This is a genomic window from Streptomyces sp. NPDC043876, assembly GCF_056435825.1.
The window spans coordinates 890949-907409 of record NZ_JBWKDV010000002.1; the positions used below are offsets into that span (position 1 = coordinate 890949).

Here is a 16461-nt window from a genome sequence, read left to right on the forward strand (position 1 = left end):
AGGGCGCGTCCGGAGACATCCCGGACGCGCCCTTTCACGTACCGCACACGGAGGCGTCAGTTGTGGCCGAAGCGCTTCTCCCGGCCCTTGCGCGCCATGTCGGCGGGCGTGGGGTGCGAGATCCGCTGCTGGGCCTGATCCGTCAGCGACGAACTCCTGGCCTGATCGGCTCCGCGTTCCGGAGCCGAGGACTTCTGCGGTTCGCGGTTCTGCTTCTTGTTCTTGGCCATGGTGGAACCTCCGTGAGGGTCTAGGGGCCAGGACCGCCTTCACCCTCACATACCGCCCCAAGGGCCGCATTTTGGATCATTACTGCGCGTAGTCGGCGCCTCGCCCGCGCCCGCCGTGAGATCCGCCACGCCGATGATCGAGTTCCGGCCGTCAACCTCCTTGCGTTCGGGCAGACTCGGGGAAAACCCAGACCGTCCCCCCGCTCGGCCGGGCGGGACCCCCAGGGAAGAGGGTGGAAACGTGGACCGCTGCGTCGTCCTGGTGGACGCCGGCTATCTGCTGGGCGCCGCCGCGAGTCTCCTCGCAGGGGAGCCCTCGCGCTCCCGGATCACCGTCGACCACGCCGCCCTCATCCAGGGCCTGCGCGAGCGGGCCGAGGCCGACACGGAACAGCCCCTGCTGCGCATCTACTGGTTCGACGGCGCCCCCGACCGGGTACCGCAGCCCGAGCACCGGCGGCTGCGCGTCATGCCCCGCGTCACCGTCCGCCTGGGCGCCCTGACCCGCAGCGACGGCCGCTGGGCGCAGAAAGGCGTCGACGCCGCCATGCACGCCGAACTGACCGAACTCGCCCGCAACCGGGCCTGCTCGGACGTCGTCCTCGTCACCGGCGACGGCGACCTGCTCCCCGGCCTGATGTCCGCCAAGGAACACGGGGTCGCCGTCCACCTCTGGGCCGTCCAGGCCGCCGACGGCGACTACAACCAGTCCGAGGACCTCGTCGCCGAGGCCGACGAGCGCCGCGTCCTCGACCGCGCCTGGATCACCCGCGCCGTCCGCGCCCGCGACCTCTCCGGACTCTGCGCCCCCGCCCCCGCTCCGCGCCCCGAGATCGCCGCGATCCTCTCGGCCCCGCTGCCCGAAGCGGCCCTCGCCGAAGCCGGCCGGGGCGGCTCCGGCCCCGGAGGCCGGCGCGAGGCGGAGCCCGCCGCCCCCCGCAGCGACCCGGCCGGGGCGACCCAGCCCGTGGCCCCCGGCCGGCCCGTGCCCACCCCCAAGGACCTCGCCGTGCTCCGCGCCCCGGGCCACGGCGCCGGCCCCGCGCCCACCGCCAACGGCCAGCAGGTCTCGCCCGGCGCCCAGGCGCCCAGCGCCCTGCGCTGGTCCTCCGACAAGGGCTGGATCGACCGCGCCGGACCGCTCGGCGAACCCGCCGAGACCGCCTCCCTGCCCACCCTCGCCCAGCTCACCAGCGCCGAACAGCGCTGGGCCGACCGCGAGGAGGACATCACCACCGTCGGCGGCGACCCCTTCGAGGTCGGCCAGGTCTTCGCCCGCCGCTGGATGGAACGCCTGCCCGAGAGCGTCCACCTGCACAAGCTGTCCACCATGTACCCGCGCATCCCGCACCGCATCGACGGCGAGCTGCTGCGCTACGCCGCCCGCTTCGGACTGCTCGCGCACAAGGACGACCAGATCGACGAACACGACCGCTACGCCATCCGGGCCGGATTCTGGCGGGAGATCGACGTCCGCGCCGCCGCCGAGCAGGCCACCGCCACCGCGCCCGCCGCCACCCCGAGCGCCTCCGCCCTCTCCCCGGGCGGCGGATGAGCCCCGGGCCGTGGATGAGCCCGGGCACGGATCAGCCCCGCGCCGCCCGTCCGGCCCCCCGCCCGGGCCGGCCGCCGCGCCCCGGGGACGGCGGCGACGCGGGAACCCCGTAGGCTGCTCCCTCGTGGATACGGGCACAGCACAGGCAGGACGCGAACGGTCCGCGGCACCGGGACCGGGGGACCGGCCGGGGGACGTCGTCTGCGCCGTGCGCGACCTGGTCAAGACCTACCCCGCGGCCCGGGGCGGCCGCGGAGCCCCCGCCCTGCCCGCCACCCGCGCCAACGACGGCATCAGCCTCGACGTCCGCCGCGGCGAGATCTTCGGCCTCCTCGGACCCAACGGCGCCGGCAAGTCCACCCTGGTGCGCCAGCTGACCGGGCTGCTGCGGCCCGACTCCGGCTCGGTCACCCTGCTCGGCCACGACCTCGTCCGCCACCCCGAGCGGGCCTCCCGGCTGCTGGCCTACCTGGGCCAGGAATCCACCGCCCTCGACGAGCTGACCGTGGCCCTGGCCGCCGAGACGACCGGACGGCTGCGCGGACTCGGCCTGCGCGAGGCGCGCGCCGAGCGGGACGCCGTCCTCGACGAACTCGGCCTGACCCCGCTCGCCGCCCGGCCCCTGAAGAAGCTCTCCGGCGGCCAGCGACGCCTCGCCTGCTTCGCCGCCGCCCTGGTGGGGGAGCGGCCCGTACTGGTCCTGGACGAACCCACCACCGGCATGGACCCCGTCGCCCGGCGGGCCGTCTGGCGCGCCGTGGACCGCAGGCGCGCCGAACGCGGCGCCACGGTCCTCCTGGTCACCCACAACGTCATCGAGGCGGAAACGGTCCTCGACCGGGTCGCCGTCATCGACCAGGGCCGCGTCATCGCCTGCGACACCCCGGCCGGACTCAAGGCCGAGGTCTCCGGCGAGGTCCGGCTCGACCTGGTGTGGCGCGAGAGCGCCCCGCTGCACGTCCCGGAGGTCGCGGCCCTGCTGGAGCGGGCCGAGGAATCGGGGCGCCGCTGGACCCTGCGCCTGGGCGCCGACGCGGCGCGGGCGGCGGTGGCCGCCGTCACCGGCGGCCCCGCCTTCGCCGCGCTCGACGACTTCACCCTCGCCACGCCCAGCCTGGAAGACGTCTACCTCGCCCTGGGCGGGCGTACGAAGGGCCTGGTCAAATCGTGACGACCATCGCGGACATCCCCGCACGCACCACCGCGGAGCCCGCCGGGCCCGCGCCGCTGGCCCCCCGGGCCCGCTTCTTCCCGTCGCTGGCCGCCGTCTACAAGGCGCAGCTCTCGCGGGCCCGGGTCTCGCGGATCCCGCTGTTGTTCGTCGCGACCTTCCAGTCCGTCGGCATCATGATCCTCATGCGGGGCGTGGTGGACGGCGGCGGCGGCTCCGAGGCGCGGGCCGTGGTGGCCGGATCGTCGGTCCTCGTCGTCGCCTTCGTCGCGCTGAACCTGCTGGCCCAGTACTTCGGCCAGCTGCGCGCGAGCGGCGGGCTCGACCACTACGCCACCCTGCCCGTGCCGCCCGCCGCCGTGGTGCTGGGCGCGGCCGCCGCGTACGCGTCCTTCACCCTGCCGGGGACCCTGGTCACCGCCGTCTTCGGGTGCGTGCTGTTCGGGCTGCCGATGGGCGGGCTGTGGATCCTGGTTGCCGTGGTGCCGCTGGCCGGGGCCGCGCTGGCCGGGCTCGGCGCCGCGCTCGGCCTGCTGGCGCCCCGGCAGGAGCTGGCCACGCTGGCCGGGCAGCTGGGCATGTCGGCCGCGCTGCTGCTCGGGGTGCTGCCGCCCGAGCGGATGCCGGACGTCATCGTGTGGGCGCGGGACCTGCTGCCCTCGACGTACGGCGTGGAGGCCTTCGCCCGTACCTTCGCCCCGCACCCGGACTGGGCCTCCGTCGGCGCCGACCTCGCGGTGTGCGCGGCGGTCGGCGCGCTCTCGCTCGCCGTCGCGACCAAGGCGTACCGGCGGGCGGCGGTCCGCTGACGCCGGGCCGCGTTCCACCTGGCACGATGTGGGGGTGACCGAAGCCGTGACCCCGCCGCCGTCCCGCGACCCCTTCGGGCCGCCCGTGCTCGACGAGCGCGTGCCCGACCAGTCCGACCGGCCCGCAGCCACCGGCGGCCCGGCGGTGAGCGCCGCCGAGATCCGCGACGGGGCGGCCGTCGCCCTCCTGGTGGGGTTGGCCGGAGTACTGCTGGGACTGCTGTGGGTGTGGCTCTCGCCGCGGCTCCAGTACGTCTCCAACGGGGAGGCGGTGTTCCTCAAGGACACCGAGAACGAGGCGCGGATCGGGTCCGACGGGACGTTCCTGCTGCTGTCGGCGGGGCTGGGCGCGCTGAGCGCGGTCGCCACCTTCCTGTGGCGGCGGGCCGGGGGCGTGCCGCTGGCCGTCGGGCTGGGGCTCGGGTCCGTCTTCGCCGCGCTGGTGGGGTGGCGGCTGGGGCTGTGGCTCGGGCCGTCGGGGGACGTGGTCGCGCGGGCGAAGGAGGCGGGCAAGGGGGTTCCCTTCGACGCGCCGCTGGAGTTGCTGGCGTACGGGGTGCTGCTGGCCTGGCCGATGGCCGCGGTGGCGGTCCACCTGGCCCTGACGGCCCTCTTCACCCCCCAAGACCCGGCCCCCGAGCCCCCCGCGGCGGCCCCGCACCCCTGACAGCTCCCGCTGCCCCGTCCGCCCCGGCGGCGCGCGCGTGCCCTCCGGGGGCGCCTCAAACGCCGGCGGGCTGGGTTTGCCGCCGGGTGGCGGGCCCCGTGTGCGCCGGGTGTCGTCGGTTGCCGCTGGGTGGCTCGCGTCGTGTGCGCCTGCGGCGTATCGGTCCTCCGGAGGCGCCTCAAACGCCGGCGGGGCTGGAATGGGTGCGCACAGTGGGGTCATGCCCGTGTGTCGGTGGGTGGTGGCTGCCTGGCCTCGTGTGCGCCTGCGGCGTGTATGTCCTCCGGAGGCGCCTCAAACGCCGGCGAGGCTGAGTTTGCTGCGGCGGTCTTGGACCTGCCGCCCGACGGCTGGGACTACTGCTCGCCCTACGGGCCAGCCGCCTGAGGACACTGCGGCTTCGCGCATCGTTGAGACACGGCGACGGGTCGCGCCCCACCCCCAGCCCCGCCGGCGTTTGAGGCGCCCCTGGAGGGCGGAATGCGCCGCAGGCAGGTCTGGCCATCTCAGCCTCGCCGGCGTTTGAGGCGTCCCCGGTAGGGCGGAATGCGCCGCAGGCAGGGCCCGGGCGTTGCTCGGCCGTCCCAGCCTCGCCGGCGTTTGAGGCGCCCCCGGAGGGCCCACACGCCGCAGGTGCACACGCCGCGCGAACCACCCGGCGCACCCGAGGCCCGCAACCTGGCGGCACACCCAGCCCCGCCGGCGATTGAGGCGCCCCTGGAGGGTGGGCGCGGGGGCAGCCGCGGTCAGGGGCGGGCGATCGGGGCCAGGGTGGCGGCCGTCAGGGTGGCCAGGGCCGTCGGGGGGAGCTCGACCTCCAGGCCCCGGCGCCCCGCCGAGACGCAGATCGTGGCGTGCCCCGCGGCCGACGCGTCCAGCACCGTCGGGAGCGCCTTGCGCTGCCCCAGCGGAGAGATCCCGCCCCGCACGTACCCGGTGGTGCGCTCCGCCAGCGCGGGATCCGCCATCGCGGCCCGCTTGCCGCCGACCGCCGCCGCCAGCGCCTTCAGGTCCAGGCTCCCGGCCACCGGGACCACGGCCACGGTCAGCTGCCCGTCGACCTCCGCCACCAGCGTCTTGAAGACCCGCTCCGGGGACATGCCCAGCGCGGCCGCCGCCTCCTCGCCGTACGACGGGTGCGCCGGATCGTGCACGTAGGCGTGCGTACGGAACTCCACGCCCGCGGCGGTCAGCGCCACCACGGCCGGGGTGCCGGAGGCGGCCCCGGCCCCCTTCGTCTTCTTCGGCATGCCGGTCCCGCCCTCAGTTCAGGTTCGTGGGCGTGCGGGTCAGGTCGATCATCGGCAGCGACGGCAGATGACGGATGACCGCCGTCTCCGCCCGCAGCAGCGTCAGTTCCTCCGCGAGCCGCGTCGCCGTGTCAGGAGCCTGGAGCAGCCGCTGCTTGGACGGGATGTCCAGCACGGCCGCGGCCGCCACCAGGTACGACACCACGGAGGGGTCGTCCGGCAGCTCGGCCCCCGTCAGGGACCGCTCCCGGGCCCCCGCGAGCCGCTTCTGGTACGAGCGGAACGCCCGCAGCACCCCCTCGGCCAGCGCCCCCGCACTGTCACCCGCGTCCTCCGGCAGCTCCTCCAGCTCGGCCACCAGGAAGGGCCCGGTCGCGTCCACGGACAGCAGCCGCACCCGGGTGGTCCCGGTGGCCAGCACCTCGAAGCTGCCGTCCTCGCGCTCCCGGATCGTCGCCGCGTCCGCGACGCAGCCCACCCGGTGGAAGGCCTGGATCGGGTCGGCGCCGAAGCCCGCGGCCGGGCCGCGTTCCGGCAGGGCCGTCTGGTCGGGCAGGCCCGGCGCGGTCGGCGCCACCTCACGGCCGTCGCGGATCGCCACGACGGCGAAGCGGCGCGGTTCCTCCTCGCCCGTCTTCAGCAGGTCGCGCATCATGGCGCGATAACGCTCCTCGAAGATGTTCAGCGGGATGACGAGTCCCGGGAACAGCACCGTGTTGAGCGGGAAGAGGGGCAGGCGAACGGTGGTCACCGCCTCAGGGTAGTGGCCGTGCGGCCACGCCCGTCACTCTGTCCGCCCACCGCGTAGCGCCGCAATCCCGCCGCCTCAGCCCCGCCGCAGCAGCCGGGACGCCCCCGTCGCCACCGTCGTCGCCAGCACCCACCCCAGCAGCACCAGCGCGGACGCCCCCCACTGCCAGCCGCCCGTCAGCAGCCACTGTCCCTGCTGCCCGAGGTCGATGACCGGAAGCAGCAGGTCCAGGGCGTACAGCGCGGCGCTCCACTGCGGGTGCTCGTCCGCCTTGATCGGCTGCGGGTCGTGCGTGGAGAACAGCACGGTGCCCGCCGCCCACAGCACCGCCATCCACAGCGCGGCCCGCCCGGGCCGGTACCCGTAGGCCATCGTCCAGTCCTGGAGGTGCCCCCACGCCCGCGCCGCGGGCGGCAGCGTCGCCCGCCGCCTGCGCATCTTGGCCAGCAGCACCTCCCGCGCGTCCGCATCCTCGCCGCTGGCCCGCAGGACGGCCGCGAGGCGCTCGTACGGCTCCGGGGTGTACTCCGCGCAGGCCGCCTCCGCCCACGCCAGGCGGCGCGCCAGCGGGAAGTGGCCGCGCGGCGCGAGGTTCTCGTAGACGAAGCCCTCCATCGACACCGCGCCCGGCGCCGCGGGCCAGCTGGTGGACTGGTCGACCAGCTTGACCACCTTCGCCCCCGACACCACCACCCGCCCGCGCTCCGGCTGCTCGCCCACGAACCGCAGCTCGGGGGTCTGGATCCGGCGCAGCGAGACCTCCTGCTCCTCGGTGAGCAGGAACCGGGCGCCGAAGAAGTCCACCGCGTCCCCGAACCGCCCGTCGTCCAGCCGCAGCCCGCCCCGGCACTCGAAGCGCCGCGCCCGGCCGCCGCGCGTGGGGGTCTGCCCCCAGCCGTAGGGCGGGGTCGCGCCGGGGTCCCCGGACCCGCCGACCAGGGCGATCGAGGTCAGGTAGAGGGTCCGCTCGACGGTCAGGGTGGGCGCGTTCAGGGCGAGCCGCCCGTACGGGTTGCTCAGCCGGGCACCGCGCAGGCTCATCGACACCCCGACCTTGGCGCCGCGCAGGCTGACCTCCCCGTACGTCTCCAGCAGGTCGGCCTGGAAGTCCTGCGCCACCGACATCCCGTCGGCGGCGATCGCCCGCCCCCGGTCGTCCCGCCGCACGACCAGCTGGCTGATCAGCAGGTCGGTGCCGATCTGCGCGTCCGTCAGCCGGATCCCGCGGGCCACCCGGCAGCGCAGCAGGTGCAGGTCCCCGGCGGTGTGCAGACGGGCCGCGTCGAGCCGGGGCACCGCGCAGTCGACCACGCGCAGGGTGCCCAGCCGGGTCTCGGACAGCTGGACCTCGCTGTCGAAGCGGCAGGACTGGAGTTCGACGTACGGGTCCACCGTGCCGCCCGACAGATCGAGCCGCCCCGTGATCCGCGCCCCCCGCAGCTTCAGCGAGGACACCCGGCCCGGCACCGGCGGCGGCCCGTGGAGCAGCAGCAGCGCCACCACCCGCGCCCGGACGCTGCGCTCCGGCCCCCAGACCCCCTCCCCGTGCGGATCGTCCTCGCCGGCGACCCATGAACTCAGGTCGCAGACGTTCCCGGTGCGGAAGGCGTTCCACATCCGTCGTTCGGCCCCCGTCAAACCCTCCGGCTCCTCGCCGGGACGTGGCTCGGCCACGGCGGCCCCCCTTCCGCTGTCTCCCCCGGTCACTGCGTGCAGTCGAACGCTAGGTGACGCCGGTGACAGCCGGGACGCGTATCAGCCAGTGATACGGACGAACGGTGGCGAGATGCGGTCTGAGAGAATTGCGGGGTGATCTCACGTATCGACCTGCGCGGCGACTCCCTCCCCGAGGGTGGCGCCCTGCGCGATCTGCTGCCCCGTGCCGAGTTCGACGTAGCGGCCGCCCTGGACAAGGTGCGGCCCATCTGCGAGGACGTCCATCATCGCGGCACGGCGGCGCTGATCGAGTACGCGCAGCGGTTCGACGGGGTCGCGCTGGAGCGGATCCGGGTCCCCGGCGAGGCCCTCAAGGCCGCCCTGGAGGAGCTGGATCCGGCCGTCCGCGCGGCCCTGGAGGAGTCGATCCGGCGCGCCCGGATCGTGCACGCGCAGCAGCGCCGCTCCGAGCACACCACCCAGGTCGTCCCCGGCGGCACCGTCACCGAGAAGTGGGTCCCCGTCGATCGCGTGGGCCTCTACGCGCCCGGCGGCCGGTCCGTCTACCCATCCTCCGTGATCATGAACGTGGTCCCGGCCCAGGAGGCGGGCGTTCCCTCCATCGCGCTCGCGTCCCCGCCGCAGGCCGACTTCGGCGGCCTGCCGCACCCGACGATCCTGGCCGCCTGCGCGCTGCTCGGCATCGACGAGGTGTACGCGGCCGGCGGGGCCCAGGCCGTCGCGATGTTCGCGTACGGCACGGACGAGTGCGCCCCGGCGAACATGGTGACCGGCCCCGGCAACATCTGGGTCGCCGCCGCCAAGCGCTACTTCACCGGGAAGATCGGCATCGACACCGAAGCCGGCCCCACCGAGATCGCGGTGCTCGCGGACGCCACGGCCGACCCCGTGCACGTCGCCGCCGACCTGATCAGCCAGGCCGAGCACGACCCGCTCGCCGCCGCCGTCCTCGTCACGGACTCCGAAGAGCTGGCCGCCGCCGTGGAACGCGAGCTGGATCCGCAGGTCGCGGCCTCCAAGCACGTCGAGGACCGGATCCGGCCCGCCCTCGCCGGCCGCCAGTCCGCGATCGTCCTGGTCGACAGCCTGGAGGACGGCCTCACCGTCGTCGACGCCTACGGCGCGGAGCACCTGGAGATCCAGACCGCCGACGCGGCCGCCTGGGCCGCCCGGGTCCGCAACGCGGGCGCGATCTTCGTCGGCCCCTGGTCCCCGGTCTCGCTCGGCGACTACTGCGCGGGCTCCAACCACGTGCTGCCCACCGCCGGCTGCGCCTGCCACTCCTCGGGCCTGTCCGTGCAGTCCTTCCTGCGCGGCATCCACATCGTCGACTACACGCGCGACGCCCTCGCCGAGGTCACCCACCACGTGGTCGCCCTCGCCGAGGCCGAGGACCTGCCCGCGCACGGCGCCGCCCTCAAGGCGCGCTTCGGGTGGAAGGTGCCCACCCAGTGAGCGCCGACATCGGCATCGACGACCTCCCCATCCGCGACGAACTGCGCGGCAAGAGCCCCTACGGCGCCCCGCAGCTCGACGTACCCGTCCAGCTCAACACCAACGAAAACCCCTACGGCCTGCCCGAGGAACTCGTGGCGCGCATCGCGGAGCGCGTCGCCGACGCCGCCCGCACCCTCAACCGCTACCCCGACCGGGACGCCGTCGAGCTGCGCACCGAGCTGGCCGCCTACCTCACCCGCACGGGCGGGCACCCGGTCGCGCGGGAGAACGTATGGGCCGCCAACGGCTCCAACGAGGTCCTCCAGCAGCTGCTCCAGACCTTCGGCGGACCCGGCCGCACCGCGATCGGCTTCGAGCCCTCCTACTCGATGCACGCCCTGATCGCCCGCGGCACCGGCACCGGCTGGATCTCCGGCCCGCGCCGGGACGACTTCACCATCGACGTGGACGCGGCCGTCCGGGCGATCGCGGAGCACGCCCCGCACGTCGTCTTCATCACCTCGCCCAACAACCCCACCGGCACCGCGGTCGAAACCGGGACGGTCCTCGCGCTCTACGAGGCCGCCCAGGCCGCCCGCCCGTCCCTGGTGGTCGTGGACGAGGCGTACGTCGAGTTCAGCCACCGGGAGTCGCTCCTGCCGCTGCTCGAAGGCCGCCCGCACCTCGTGGTCTCCCGGACCATGTCCAAGGCCTTCGGCGCCGCCGGACTGCGCCTGGGCTACCTCGCCGCGCACCCCGCCGTCGTGGACGCCGTACAGCTGGTGCGCCTGCCGTACCACCTGTCCGCCGTCACCCAGGCGACCGCGCTGGCCGCCCTGGAGCACACCGACACCCTGCTCGGCTACGTCGAGCAGCTCAAGGCCGAACGCGACCGGCTGGTCACCGAACTGCTCGCCACGGGCTACGAGGTCACCGCGTCCGACGCGAACTTCGTGCAGTTCGGGAGGTTCGCGGACTCCCACACCGCATGGCAGCAGATCCTGGACCGGGGTGTCCTGGTCAGGGACAACGGAGTACCCGGGTGGCTGCGGGTCACCGCCGGCACCCCGGCCGAGAACGACGCGTTCCTGGAAGCGGTTCGCGCACTGAAGAAGGAGCAGCAGGCATGAGCCGCATCGGACGGGTCGAACGGACCACCAAGGAGACCTCGGTCCTCGTCGAGATAGACCTCGACGGCACCGGCAAGGTCGACGTGTCCACCGGTGTGGGCTTCTACGACCACATGCTCGACCAGCTGGGCCGCCACGGACTCTTCGACCTCACCGTCAAGACCGAGGGCGACCTGCACATCGACAGCCACCACACCATCGAGGACAGCGCCCTCGCGCTCGGCGCCGCCTTCCGGCAGGCCCTCGGCGACAAGGTCGGCATCTACCGGTTCGGCAACTGCACGGTCCCGCTGGACGAGTCCCTCGCCCAGGTGACCGTCGACCTGTCGGGCCGCCCGTACCTGGTGCACACCGAGCCCGAGAACATGGCGCCGATGATCGGCTCGTACGACACGACCATGACCCGGCACATCTTCGAGTCGTTCGTCGCCCAGGCCCAGATCGCCCTGCACATCCACGTCCCGTACGGGCGCAACGCCCACCACATCGTGGAGTGCCAGTTCAAGGCACTGGCCCGGGCCCTGCGCTACGCCGCCGAGTTCGACCCGCGGGCCGCGGGCATCCTTCCCTCCACGAAGGGCGCCCTCTGACCGTGAACGGCCTCAACACCATCCTCATCGTCCTCGGCCTCTTCCTCGCCGGCGGCGTCTACTCCTTCCAGAAGCAGAAGATGCCCGTGTCGGTCGTCGTCCTGCTGGCCATCGGCTCCGTCATGTGTCTGGTAGCCGGAATCCTGCGCATCCAAGGAATCTGGGAATGACCCCCACCAAGAAGGTCGTCGTCTTCGACTACGGCTTCGGCAACGTCCGCTCCGCCGAGCGGGCCCTCGCGCGCGTCGGCGCCGAGGTCGAGATCACCCGCGACTACGACAAGGCCATGGACGCCGACGGGCTGCTCGTCCCCGGCGTCGGTGCCTTCGAGGCGTGCATGCGCGGCCTCAAGCAGGTCCGCGGCGACTGGATCATCGGCCGCAGGCTCTCCGGCGGACGCCCGGTCATGGGCATCTGCGTCGGCATGCAGATCCTCTTCGAGCGCGGCATCGAACACGGCGTCGAGACGGACGGCCTCGACGAATGGCCCGGCACCGTCGAGCCCCTCCGGGCCCCGGTCGTCCCCCACATGGGCTGGAATACCGTCGACGCCCCCGCCGACAGCCAGGCCTTCGCCCACCTGGACGACGACGCGCGCTTCTACTTCGTCCACTCCTACGCGGTGCGCCACTGGACCCTCGAAGTCACCAACCCGCTGATCCGCGCCCCCCGCGTCACCTGGGCCGCGCACGGCGAGCGCTTCGTCGCGGCGGTGGAGAACGGCGCCCTGTGGGCCACCCAGTTCCACCCCGAGAAGTCCGGCGACGCCGGTGCCCAGCTCCTCACCAACTGGATCGAGACCCTCTGATGGCGAACGCGCTCGAACTGCTCCCCGCGGTCGACGTCCGCGACGGCCAGGCGGTCCGCCTGGTGCACGGCGAATCCGGCAGCGAGACCTCCTACGGCTCCCCGCTCCAGGCCGCCCTCGCCTGGCAGGCCTCCGGCGCCGAATGGCTCCACCTGGTCGACCTCGACGCCGCCTTCGGTACGGGCGACAACCGCGCCCTGGTCGCCGAGATCACCGGCGCGATGGACATCAAGGTCGAGCTCTCCGGCGGCATCCGCGACGACGCCACGCTCGCCGCGGCCCTCGCCACCGGCTGCACCCGGGTCAACCTCGGCACCGCCGCCCTGGAGACCCCCGACTGGGTGGCCAAGGTCATCGCCGAGTACGGCGACAGGATCGCGGTCGGGCTCGACGTACGCGGTACGACCCTCAAGGGCCGCGGCTGGACCAGCGAGGGCGGCGACCTCTACGAGGCCCTCGCGCGCCTGGACTCCGAAGGCTGCGCCCGCTACGTCGTCACCGACATCGGCAAGGACGGCACCCTGACCGGCCCCAACCTGGAGCTGCTGCGCAACGTCTGCGCCGCCACCGACCGGCCGGTCGTCGCCTCCGGCGGCGTCTCCTCGCTGGAGGACCTGCGGGCGCTGGCCGGGCTGGTCCCGCTGGGCGTCGAGGGCGCCATCGTCGGCAAGGCCCTGTACGCCAAGGCCTTCACCCTGGAAGAGGCCCTGAAGGCGGTGGCCCTGTGAGCGGGGTACGCCGCATTTCCTCGGGCGGGCCCTGGGAGGAAGCCATCGGCTACTCCCGCGCCGTCGCCCTCCCCAACGGCCTCGTCCTCGTCTCCGGCTGCACCTCCGTGGTGGGCGGCCAGATCGCCGCGGGCGGCCCGTACGAACAGACCGTGAACTCCTTCAAGGTCGCCTTCGAGGCCCTCGCCCAGGCGGGCCTGGGCCGCGAGGACGTCGTCCGCACCCGGATGTACATCACGCACGCCCGGGACGTCGAGGAGGTGGGCCGCGCCCACAAGGAGCTCTTCGACTCCGTCCGCCCCGCCGCCTCGATGATCATCGTGTCCGGCTTCATCGACCCCAGCCTGGTCGTCGAGGTCGAGGTCGAGGCCTACCGAGGAGAGACCGCATGACCCTCGCCGTACGGGTGATCCCCTGCCTGGACGTGGACAACGGCCGGGTCGTCAAGGGCGTCAACTTCCAGAACCTGCGCGACGCGGGCGACCCCGTCGAAATGGCCAAGCTGTACGACGCCGAGGGCGCCGACGAGCTGACCTTCCTCGACATCACCGCCTCCTCCGGCAACCGCGAGACCACCTACGACGTGGTGCGCCGCACCGCCGAACAGGTCTTCATCCCGCTCACCGTCGGCGGCGGCGTGCGCACCGCGGACGACGTGGACAAGCTGCTGCGCGCGGGCGCGGACAAGGTCGGCGTCAACACCGCCGCCATCGCCCGGCCCGAACTGATCCAGGAGATCGCCGAGCGCTTCGGGCGCCAGGTCCTCGTCCTGTCCGTCGACGCCCGGCGCACCGAGGCCGGCACCTTCGAGGTCACCACCCACGGCGGCCGCCGCGGGACCGGCCTCGACGCCGTGGAATGGGCCCACCGGGCCGCCGAACTGGGCGCCGGGGAAATCCTGTTGAACTCGATGGACGCCGACGGCACCAAGGACGGCTACGACACCGAGATGATCGCGGCGGTCCGCAAGCACGTCACCGTCCCGGTGATCGCCTCGGGCGGCGCGGGCAGACTGGCCGACTTCGCCCCGGCCGTCGCCGCGGGCGCCGACGCCGTGCTCGCGGCCTCCGTCTTCCACTTCGGGGACCTGCGCATCGGGCAGGTCAAGGACGCGCTGCGGGAAGCCGGGCACCCGGTCCGCTAGAGCGTTTCTTCCGCACGGTGTGACCAGAGCCCGGGGGGGCCGGATGAACCGGAACGTCTGGCGCTGGCTCGCGGCCTACGCCGCCTCGCTCGTCGGGGACGGGATCTACTTCCTCGCCCTCGGCTGGACGGCGGCGCAGAGCGCCGGGCCCGCGCAGGTCGGCCTGGTCATGGCGGCCGGGGCGGTCCCGCGCGCCCTGCTCATGCTGGGCGGGGGCGTGATCGCGGACCGCTTCGGTCCCCGCCCGGTCGTCATCTCCTCCGACGCGGTGCGCTGCGCGGTGATCCTCGCGCTGGCGGCGCTGGTCGCGCTCACTTCGCCGGGGCTGTGGGTGCTGGTCGCCGTGGCCCTGCTGTTCGGCGCGGTCGACGCCCTGTTCATGCCGGCCGTCGGGGCGCTGCCGCCGCGGATCGCCGGGCCCGGGCAGCTGGTCCGCGTCCAGGGGCTGCGCAGCCTGGTCGAACGCGTGGGCCACACCGCGGGGCCGCCGGTGGCCGGGCTGGCCATGGGGCTGGGGGGACCGGCGGCCGCGTTCGCGGTGGCCGCGGCGCTCTTCGGGATCTCGCTGGTCCTGCTGCTCGCGGTCCGGCTGGGACCGCTGCCTAAGGGGCCGGGCGCGGGTGGGGTGGCCGCCGCGGAATCGCCCTGGCGGCAGCTCCGCTCCGGGCTCGCCTACATCCGCCACCACGGGCTGATAGGGCCGCTGATCCTCTCCGGCACCCTGAGCCAGCTCGGTACGTCGGCCCCGCTCAGCGTCGGTCTGCTCCTGCTGGCGGGGGAGCGGGGGTGGGGGCCGGCCGGGATCGGCTGGATCGTCGGTGCCTTCGGGGCCGGGGCGGCCTCCAGCGCCCTCTTCCTGACCCTGGTCCCGCGGGTGCCGCGGGCGGGGGCGGTGCAGAACCTCACCCTCGTCGTCGGCTCGGCGGCCATCGGGGCGCTGGCGCTGGCGCCGAGCCTGGGGGTCGCGGTGGGGCTGGCGGTGGCGGGGGGTCTGGTGTGCGGGATCTGCGGCGGGCTGGCCGTCGCGCTGATCCAGACGGCCACGGAGCCGGCGTACCTCGGGCGGGTCAGTTCGGTGATGGCCTTCACGGCGGTCGGGCTGGCGCCGCTGGTCTACCCGGTCTTCGGGGTGGCGGTGGAGGTGTGGGGCATCGTGCCGGTGTTCCTCGCGGGGGGTGCGCTGAGCATGGCGGGGGCCGTCGTCGGCACGTCCTCCCGCCTGGTCCGCCAGGCGGAACTCACCTTCGCCTGACCCCGCGGGCCGCCCGCCCTCCCCTCCGGGGGGCGCCTCAATCGCCGGCGGGGCTGAATTTGCCCTGGTCCGGGGCCACCACATCCAGCCTCGCCGGCGTTTGAGGCGCCCCCGGAGGGGCGGGGGACCGGCGCCGGCGCCCGGTCCGAGGGTGCGGCGGGGTCAGAGGCCCAGCCTGGCAGCCCTCAGCTTCGCCACCGCGTCCGCGTCACCCTCCAGCTCGACGCGCGCAGCGTCCTGGCGGCCGAAGCAGAACAGGGTCAGTTCGCCGGGTTCGCCGGTGACCGTCACCACCGGGGTGCCCTTGTGGGCCACCGCCGTCTGACCGTTGGGGCGGCGAAGGACCAGGCCGACCGGGGAGCGGCGGCCCGTCAGGCGGGCCAGTTTCTCCAGGCGCGACCACAGCGAGGCCGAGAACACCGGGTCCAGCTCGCGCGGCGACCAGGTGGGCCCCGCCCGCCGCACGTCCTCCGCGTGGACGTAGAACTCCACCGCGTTCGCGGCCTCGTCGATCTGCTTCAGCGCATACACGGACATCTTCGGCGGCCCGGTCCTGATCAGCTGGATGAGCTCCTCGTACGGCTTGGCCGCGTACTCGGCCATCGCCTTGTCCAGCCGGGCCTTCAGCACGTTCAGCAGGATCCCGCCCGCCGCGTCCGGCCGACGCTCCCGCACCACCACGTGCGCCGCCAGCTCCCGGGTCCGCCAGCCGTCGCACAAGGTGGGCGCCTCCGGTCCGGCCGCCTCCAACAGGTCCGCCAGCAGCAGTCGTTCACGCTTCGCATGGGTAGACATGCGGGCCAGCCTACGGCCGGATCCCGCACCGTGCGCGCTCATCAGGCGGACAGCCTGCCGTGCCCACCCGCCCCGCGCGGCACAATGGCCCGCATGAGTACGTCCTCCCTCGATCCCGCCATCGCCGCCCGCCTCAAGCGCTCCGCGGACGGCCTGGTGCCCGCCATCGCCCAGCAGTACGACACCGGTGAGGTGCTCATGCTCGGCTGGATGGACGACGAGGCCCTGCATCGCACCCTGACCACCGGCCGCTGCACCTACTGGTCCCGCAGCCGCGGCGAATACTGGGTCAAGGGCGATACTTCCGGCCACGTCCAGCACGTGAAGTCCGTCGCCCTCGACTGCGACGCCGACACCTTGCTCGTCCGCGTCGACCAGGTGGGCGCCGCCTGCCACACCGGCGCCCGCACCTGCTTCGACGCCGACGTCCTCCTGCGCACCGCCTACACCGCCGAAGCCGAATAGGT

At 74.1% G+C, this 16461-nt stretch carries 19 protein-coding genes; 14 read left to right on the plus strand and 5 right to left on the minus strand.

The features are described from left to right. Positions 1-56: 56 nt before the first annotated feature. On the minus strand, positions 57-230 hold the full coding sequence (locus tag AC0693_RS09080; protein ID WP_356412245.1) for a hypothetical protein: 174 nt from the start codon (positions 228-230) through the stop codon (positions 57-59). Positions 231-471: 241 nt separating this feature from the next. On the opposite strand from AC0693_RS09080, the gene AC0693_RS09085 reads away from it, so the two are divergent. The 4 genes from AC0693_RS09085 to AC0693_RS09100 all read left to right on the plus strand — a co-directional run bounded on the left by AC0693_RS09085 (position 472) and on the right by AC0693_RS09100 (position 4432). Further along, positions 472-1785 carry an NYN domain-containing protein gene (locus tag AC0693_RS09085; protein WP_469336654.1) on the plus strand — a complete coding sequence of 438 codons (1314 nt, stop codon included), beginning with the start codon at positions 472-474 and terminating at the stop codon, positions 1783-1785. 124 nt (positions 1786-1909) lie between these two features. After that, positions 1910-2956, plus strand: coding sequence for an ABC transporter ATP-binding protein (locus AC0693_RS09090; protein ID WP_478742332.1), 1047 nt, complete (start codon positions 1910-1912; stop codon positions 2954-2956). Further along, the gene (locus AC0693_RS09095; protein WP_468467545.1) at positions 2953-3765 is read left to right on the plus strand and encodes an ABC transporter permease; all 813 of its coding nucleotides are present in this window, start codon (positions 2953-2955) and stop codon (positions 3763-3765) included. Before AC0693_RS09090 ends, AC0693_RS09095 begins: the two co-directional genes overlap by 4 nt. A 34-nt stretch (positions 3766-3799) precedes the next feature. Continuing rightward, on the plus strand, positions 3800-4432 hold the full coding sequence (locus AC0693_RS09100) for a hypothetical protein (RefSeq protein ID WP_478742330.1): 633 nt from the start codon (positions 3800-3802) through the stop codon (positions 4430-4432). A gap of 746 nt (positions 4433-5178) precedes the next feature. Here AC0693_RS09100 and ybaK read toward each other — a convergent pair. The 3 genes from ybaK to AC0693_RS09115 form a co-directional block, all read right to left on the minus strand. Further along, positions 5179-5682 carry a Cys-tRNA(Pro) deacylase gene (gene ybaK, locus AC0693_RS09105; RefSeq protein WP_478801317.1) on the minus strand — a complete coding sequence of 168 codons (504 nt, stop codon included), beginning with the start codon at positions 5680-5682 and terminating at the stop codon, positions 5179-5181. A gap of 13 nt (positions 5683-5695) precedes the next feature. Beyond that, positions 5696-6433, minus strand: a complete 738-nt coding sequence (locus AC0693_RS09110) for an LON peptidase substrate-binding domain-containing protein (RefSeq protein ID WP_356412253.1) — start codon at positions 6431-6433, stop codon at positions 5696-5698. A gap of 75 nt (positions 6434-6508) precedes the next feature. Continuing rightward, the gene (locus AC0693_RS09115) at positions 6509-8107 is read right to left on the minus strand and encodes an oxidoreductase (RefSeq protein WP_469319538.1); all 1599 of its coding nucleotides are present in this window, start codon (positions 8105-8107) and stop codon (positions 6509-6511) included. Between the two features lie 135 nt (positions 8108-8242). Between AC0693_RS09115 and hisD the strand changes: the two genes are divergently transcribed. From hisD to AC0693_RS09160, 9 genes are read left to right on the plus strand one after another with little or no spacing between them, the layout of a single operon-like run. Next, positions 8243-9565, plus strand: a complete 1323-nt coding sequence (gene hisD, locus AC0693_RS09120; RefSeq protein ID WP_478801318.1) for a histidinol dehydrogenase — start codon at positions 8243-8245, stop codon at positions 9563-9565. Then, positions 9562-10677, plus strand: a complete 1116-nt coding sequence (locus AC0693_RS09125; RefSeq protein WP_478801319.1) for a histidinol-phosphate transaminase — start codon at positions 9562-9564, stop codon at positions 10675-10677. The genes hisD and AC0693_RS09125 overlap by 4 nt, the downstream gene beginning before the upstream one ends. Further along, complete coding sequence (gene hisB / locus AC0693_RS09130) at positions 10674-11267, plus strand: imidazoleglycerol-phosphate dehydratase HisB (RefSeq protein WP_356412261.1); 594 nt, start codon at positions 10674-10676, stop codon at positions 11265-11267. Before AC0693_RS09125 ends, hisB begins: the two co-directional genes overlap by 4 nt. Positions 11268-11269: 2 nt before the next feature. Beyond that, a complete protein-coding gene (locus AC0693_RS09135) occupies positions 11270-11437 on the plus strand; it encodes a hypothetical protein (RefSeq protein WP_356412263.1) in 168 nt (55 codons plus the stop codon). Next, a complete protein-coding gene (gene hisH, locus AC0693_RS09140; RefSeq protein ID WP_356412265.1) occupies positions 11434-12075 on the plus strand; it encodes an imidazole glycerol phosphate synthase subunit HisH in 642 nt (213 codons plus the stop codon). Before AC0693_RS09135 ends, hisH begins: the two co-directional genes overlap by 4 nt. Further along, positions 12075-12803, plus strand: coding sequence for a bifunctional 1-(5-phosphoribosyl)-5-((5-phosphoribosylamino)methylideneamino)imidazole-4-carboxamide isomerase/phosphoribosylanthranilate isomerase PriA (priA, locus tag AC0693_RS09145; RefSeq protein ID WP_469336665.1), 729 nt, complete (start codon positions 12075-12077; stop codon positions 12801-12803). The genes hisH and priA overlap by 1 nt, the downstream gene beginning before the upstream one ends. Further along, complete coding sequence (locus AC0693_RS09150) at positions 12800-13195, plus strand: RidA family protein (RefSeq protein ID WP_469319535.1); 396 nt, start codon at positions 12800-12802, stop codon at positions 13193-13195. Before priA ends, AC0693_RS09150 begins: the two co-directional genes overlap by 4 nt. Beyond that, positions 13192-13947, plus strand: a complete 756-nt coding sequence (gene hisF / locus AC0693_RS09155) for an imidazole glycerol phosphate synthase subunit HisF (protein WP_356412270.1) — start codon at positions 13192-13194, stop codon at positions 13945-13947. Before AC0693_RS09150 ends, hisF begins: the two co-directional genes overlap by 4 nt. A gap of 43 nt (positions 13948-13990) precedes the next feature. Continuing rightward, on the plus strand, positions 13991-15199 hold the full coding sequence (locus AC0693_RS09160; RefSeq protein ID WP_478801320.1) for an MFS transporter: 1209 nt from the start codon (positions 13991-13993) through the stop codon (positions 15197-15199). A 162-nt stretch (positions 15200-15361) separates the two neighbouring features. Here the strand turns inward: AC0693_RS09160 and AC0693_RS09165 are convergent, their stop codons facing one another. Further along, positions 15362-15994 carry a TIGR03085 family metal-binding protein gene (locus tag AC0693_RS09165; protein WP_469336669.1) on the minus strand — a complete coding sequence of 211 codons (633 nt, stop codon included), beginning with the start codon at positions 15992-15994 and terminating at the stop codon, positions 15362-15364. 84 nt (positions 15995-16078) lie between these two features. On the opposite strand from AC0693_RS09165, the gene hisI reads away from it, so the two are divergent. Next, positions 16079-16459, plus strand: a complete 381-nt coding sequence (gene hisI / locus AC0693_RS09170) for a phosphoribosyl-AMP cyclohydrolase (RefSeq protein WP_478801321.1) — start codon at positions 16079-16081, stop codon at positions 16457-16459. Positions 16460-16461: the final 2 nt, after the last annotated feature.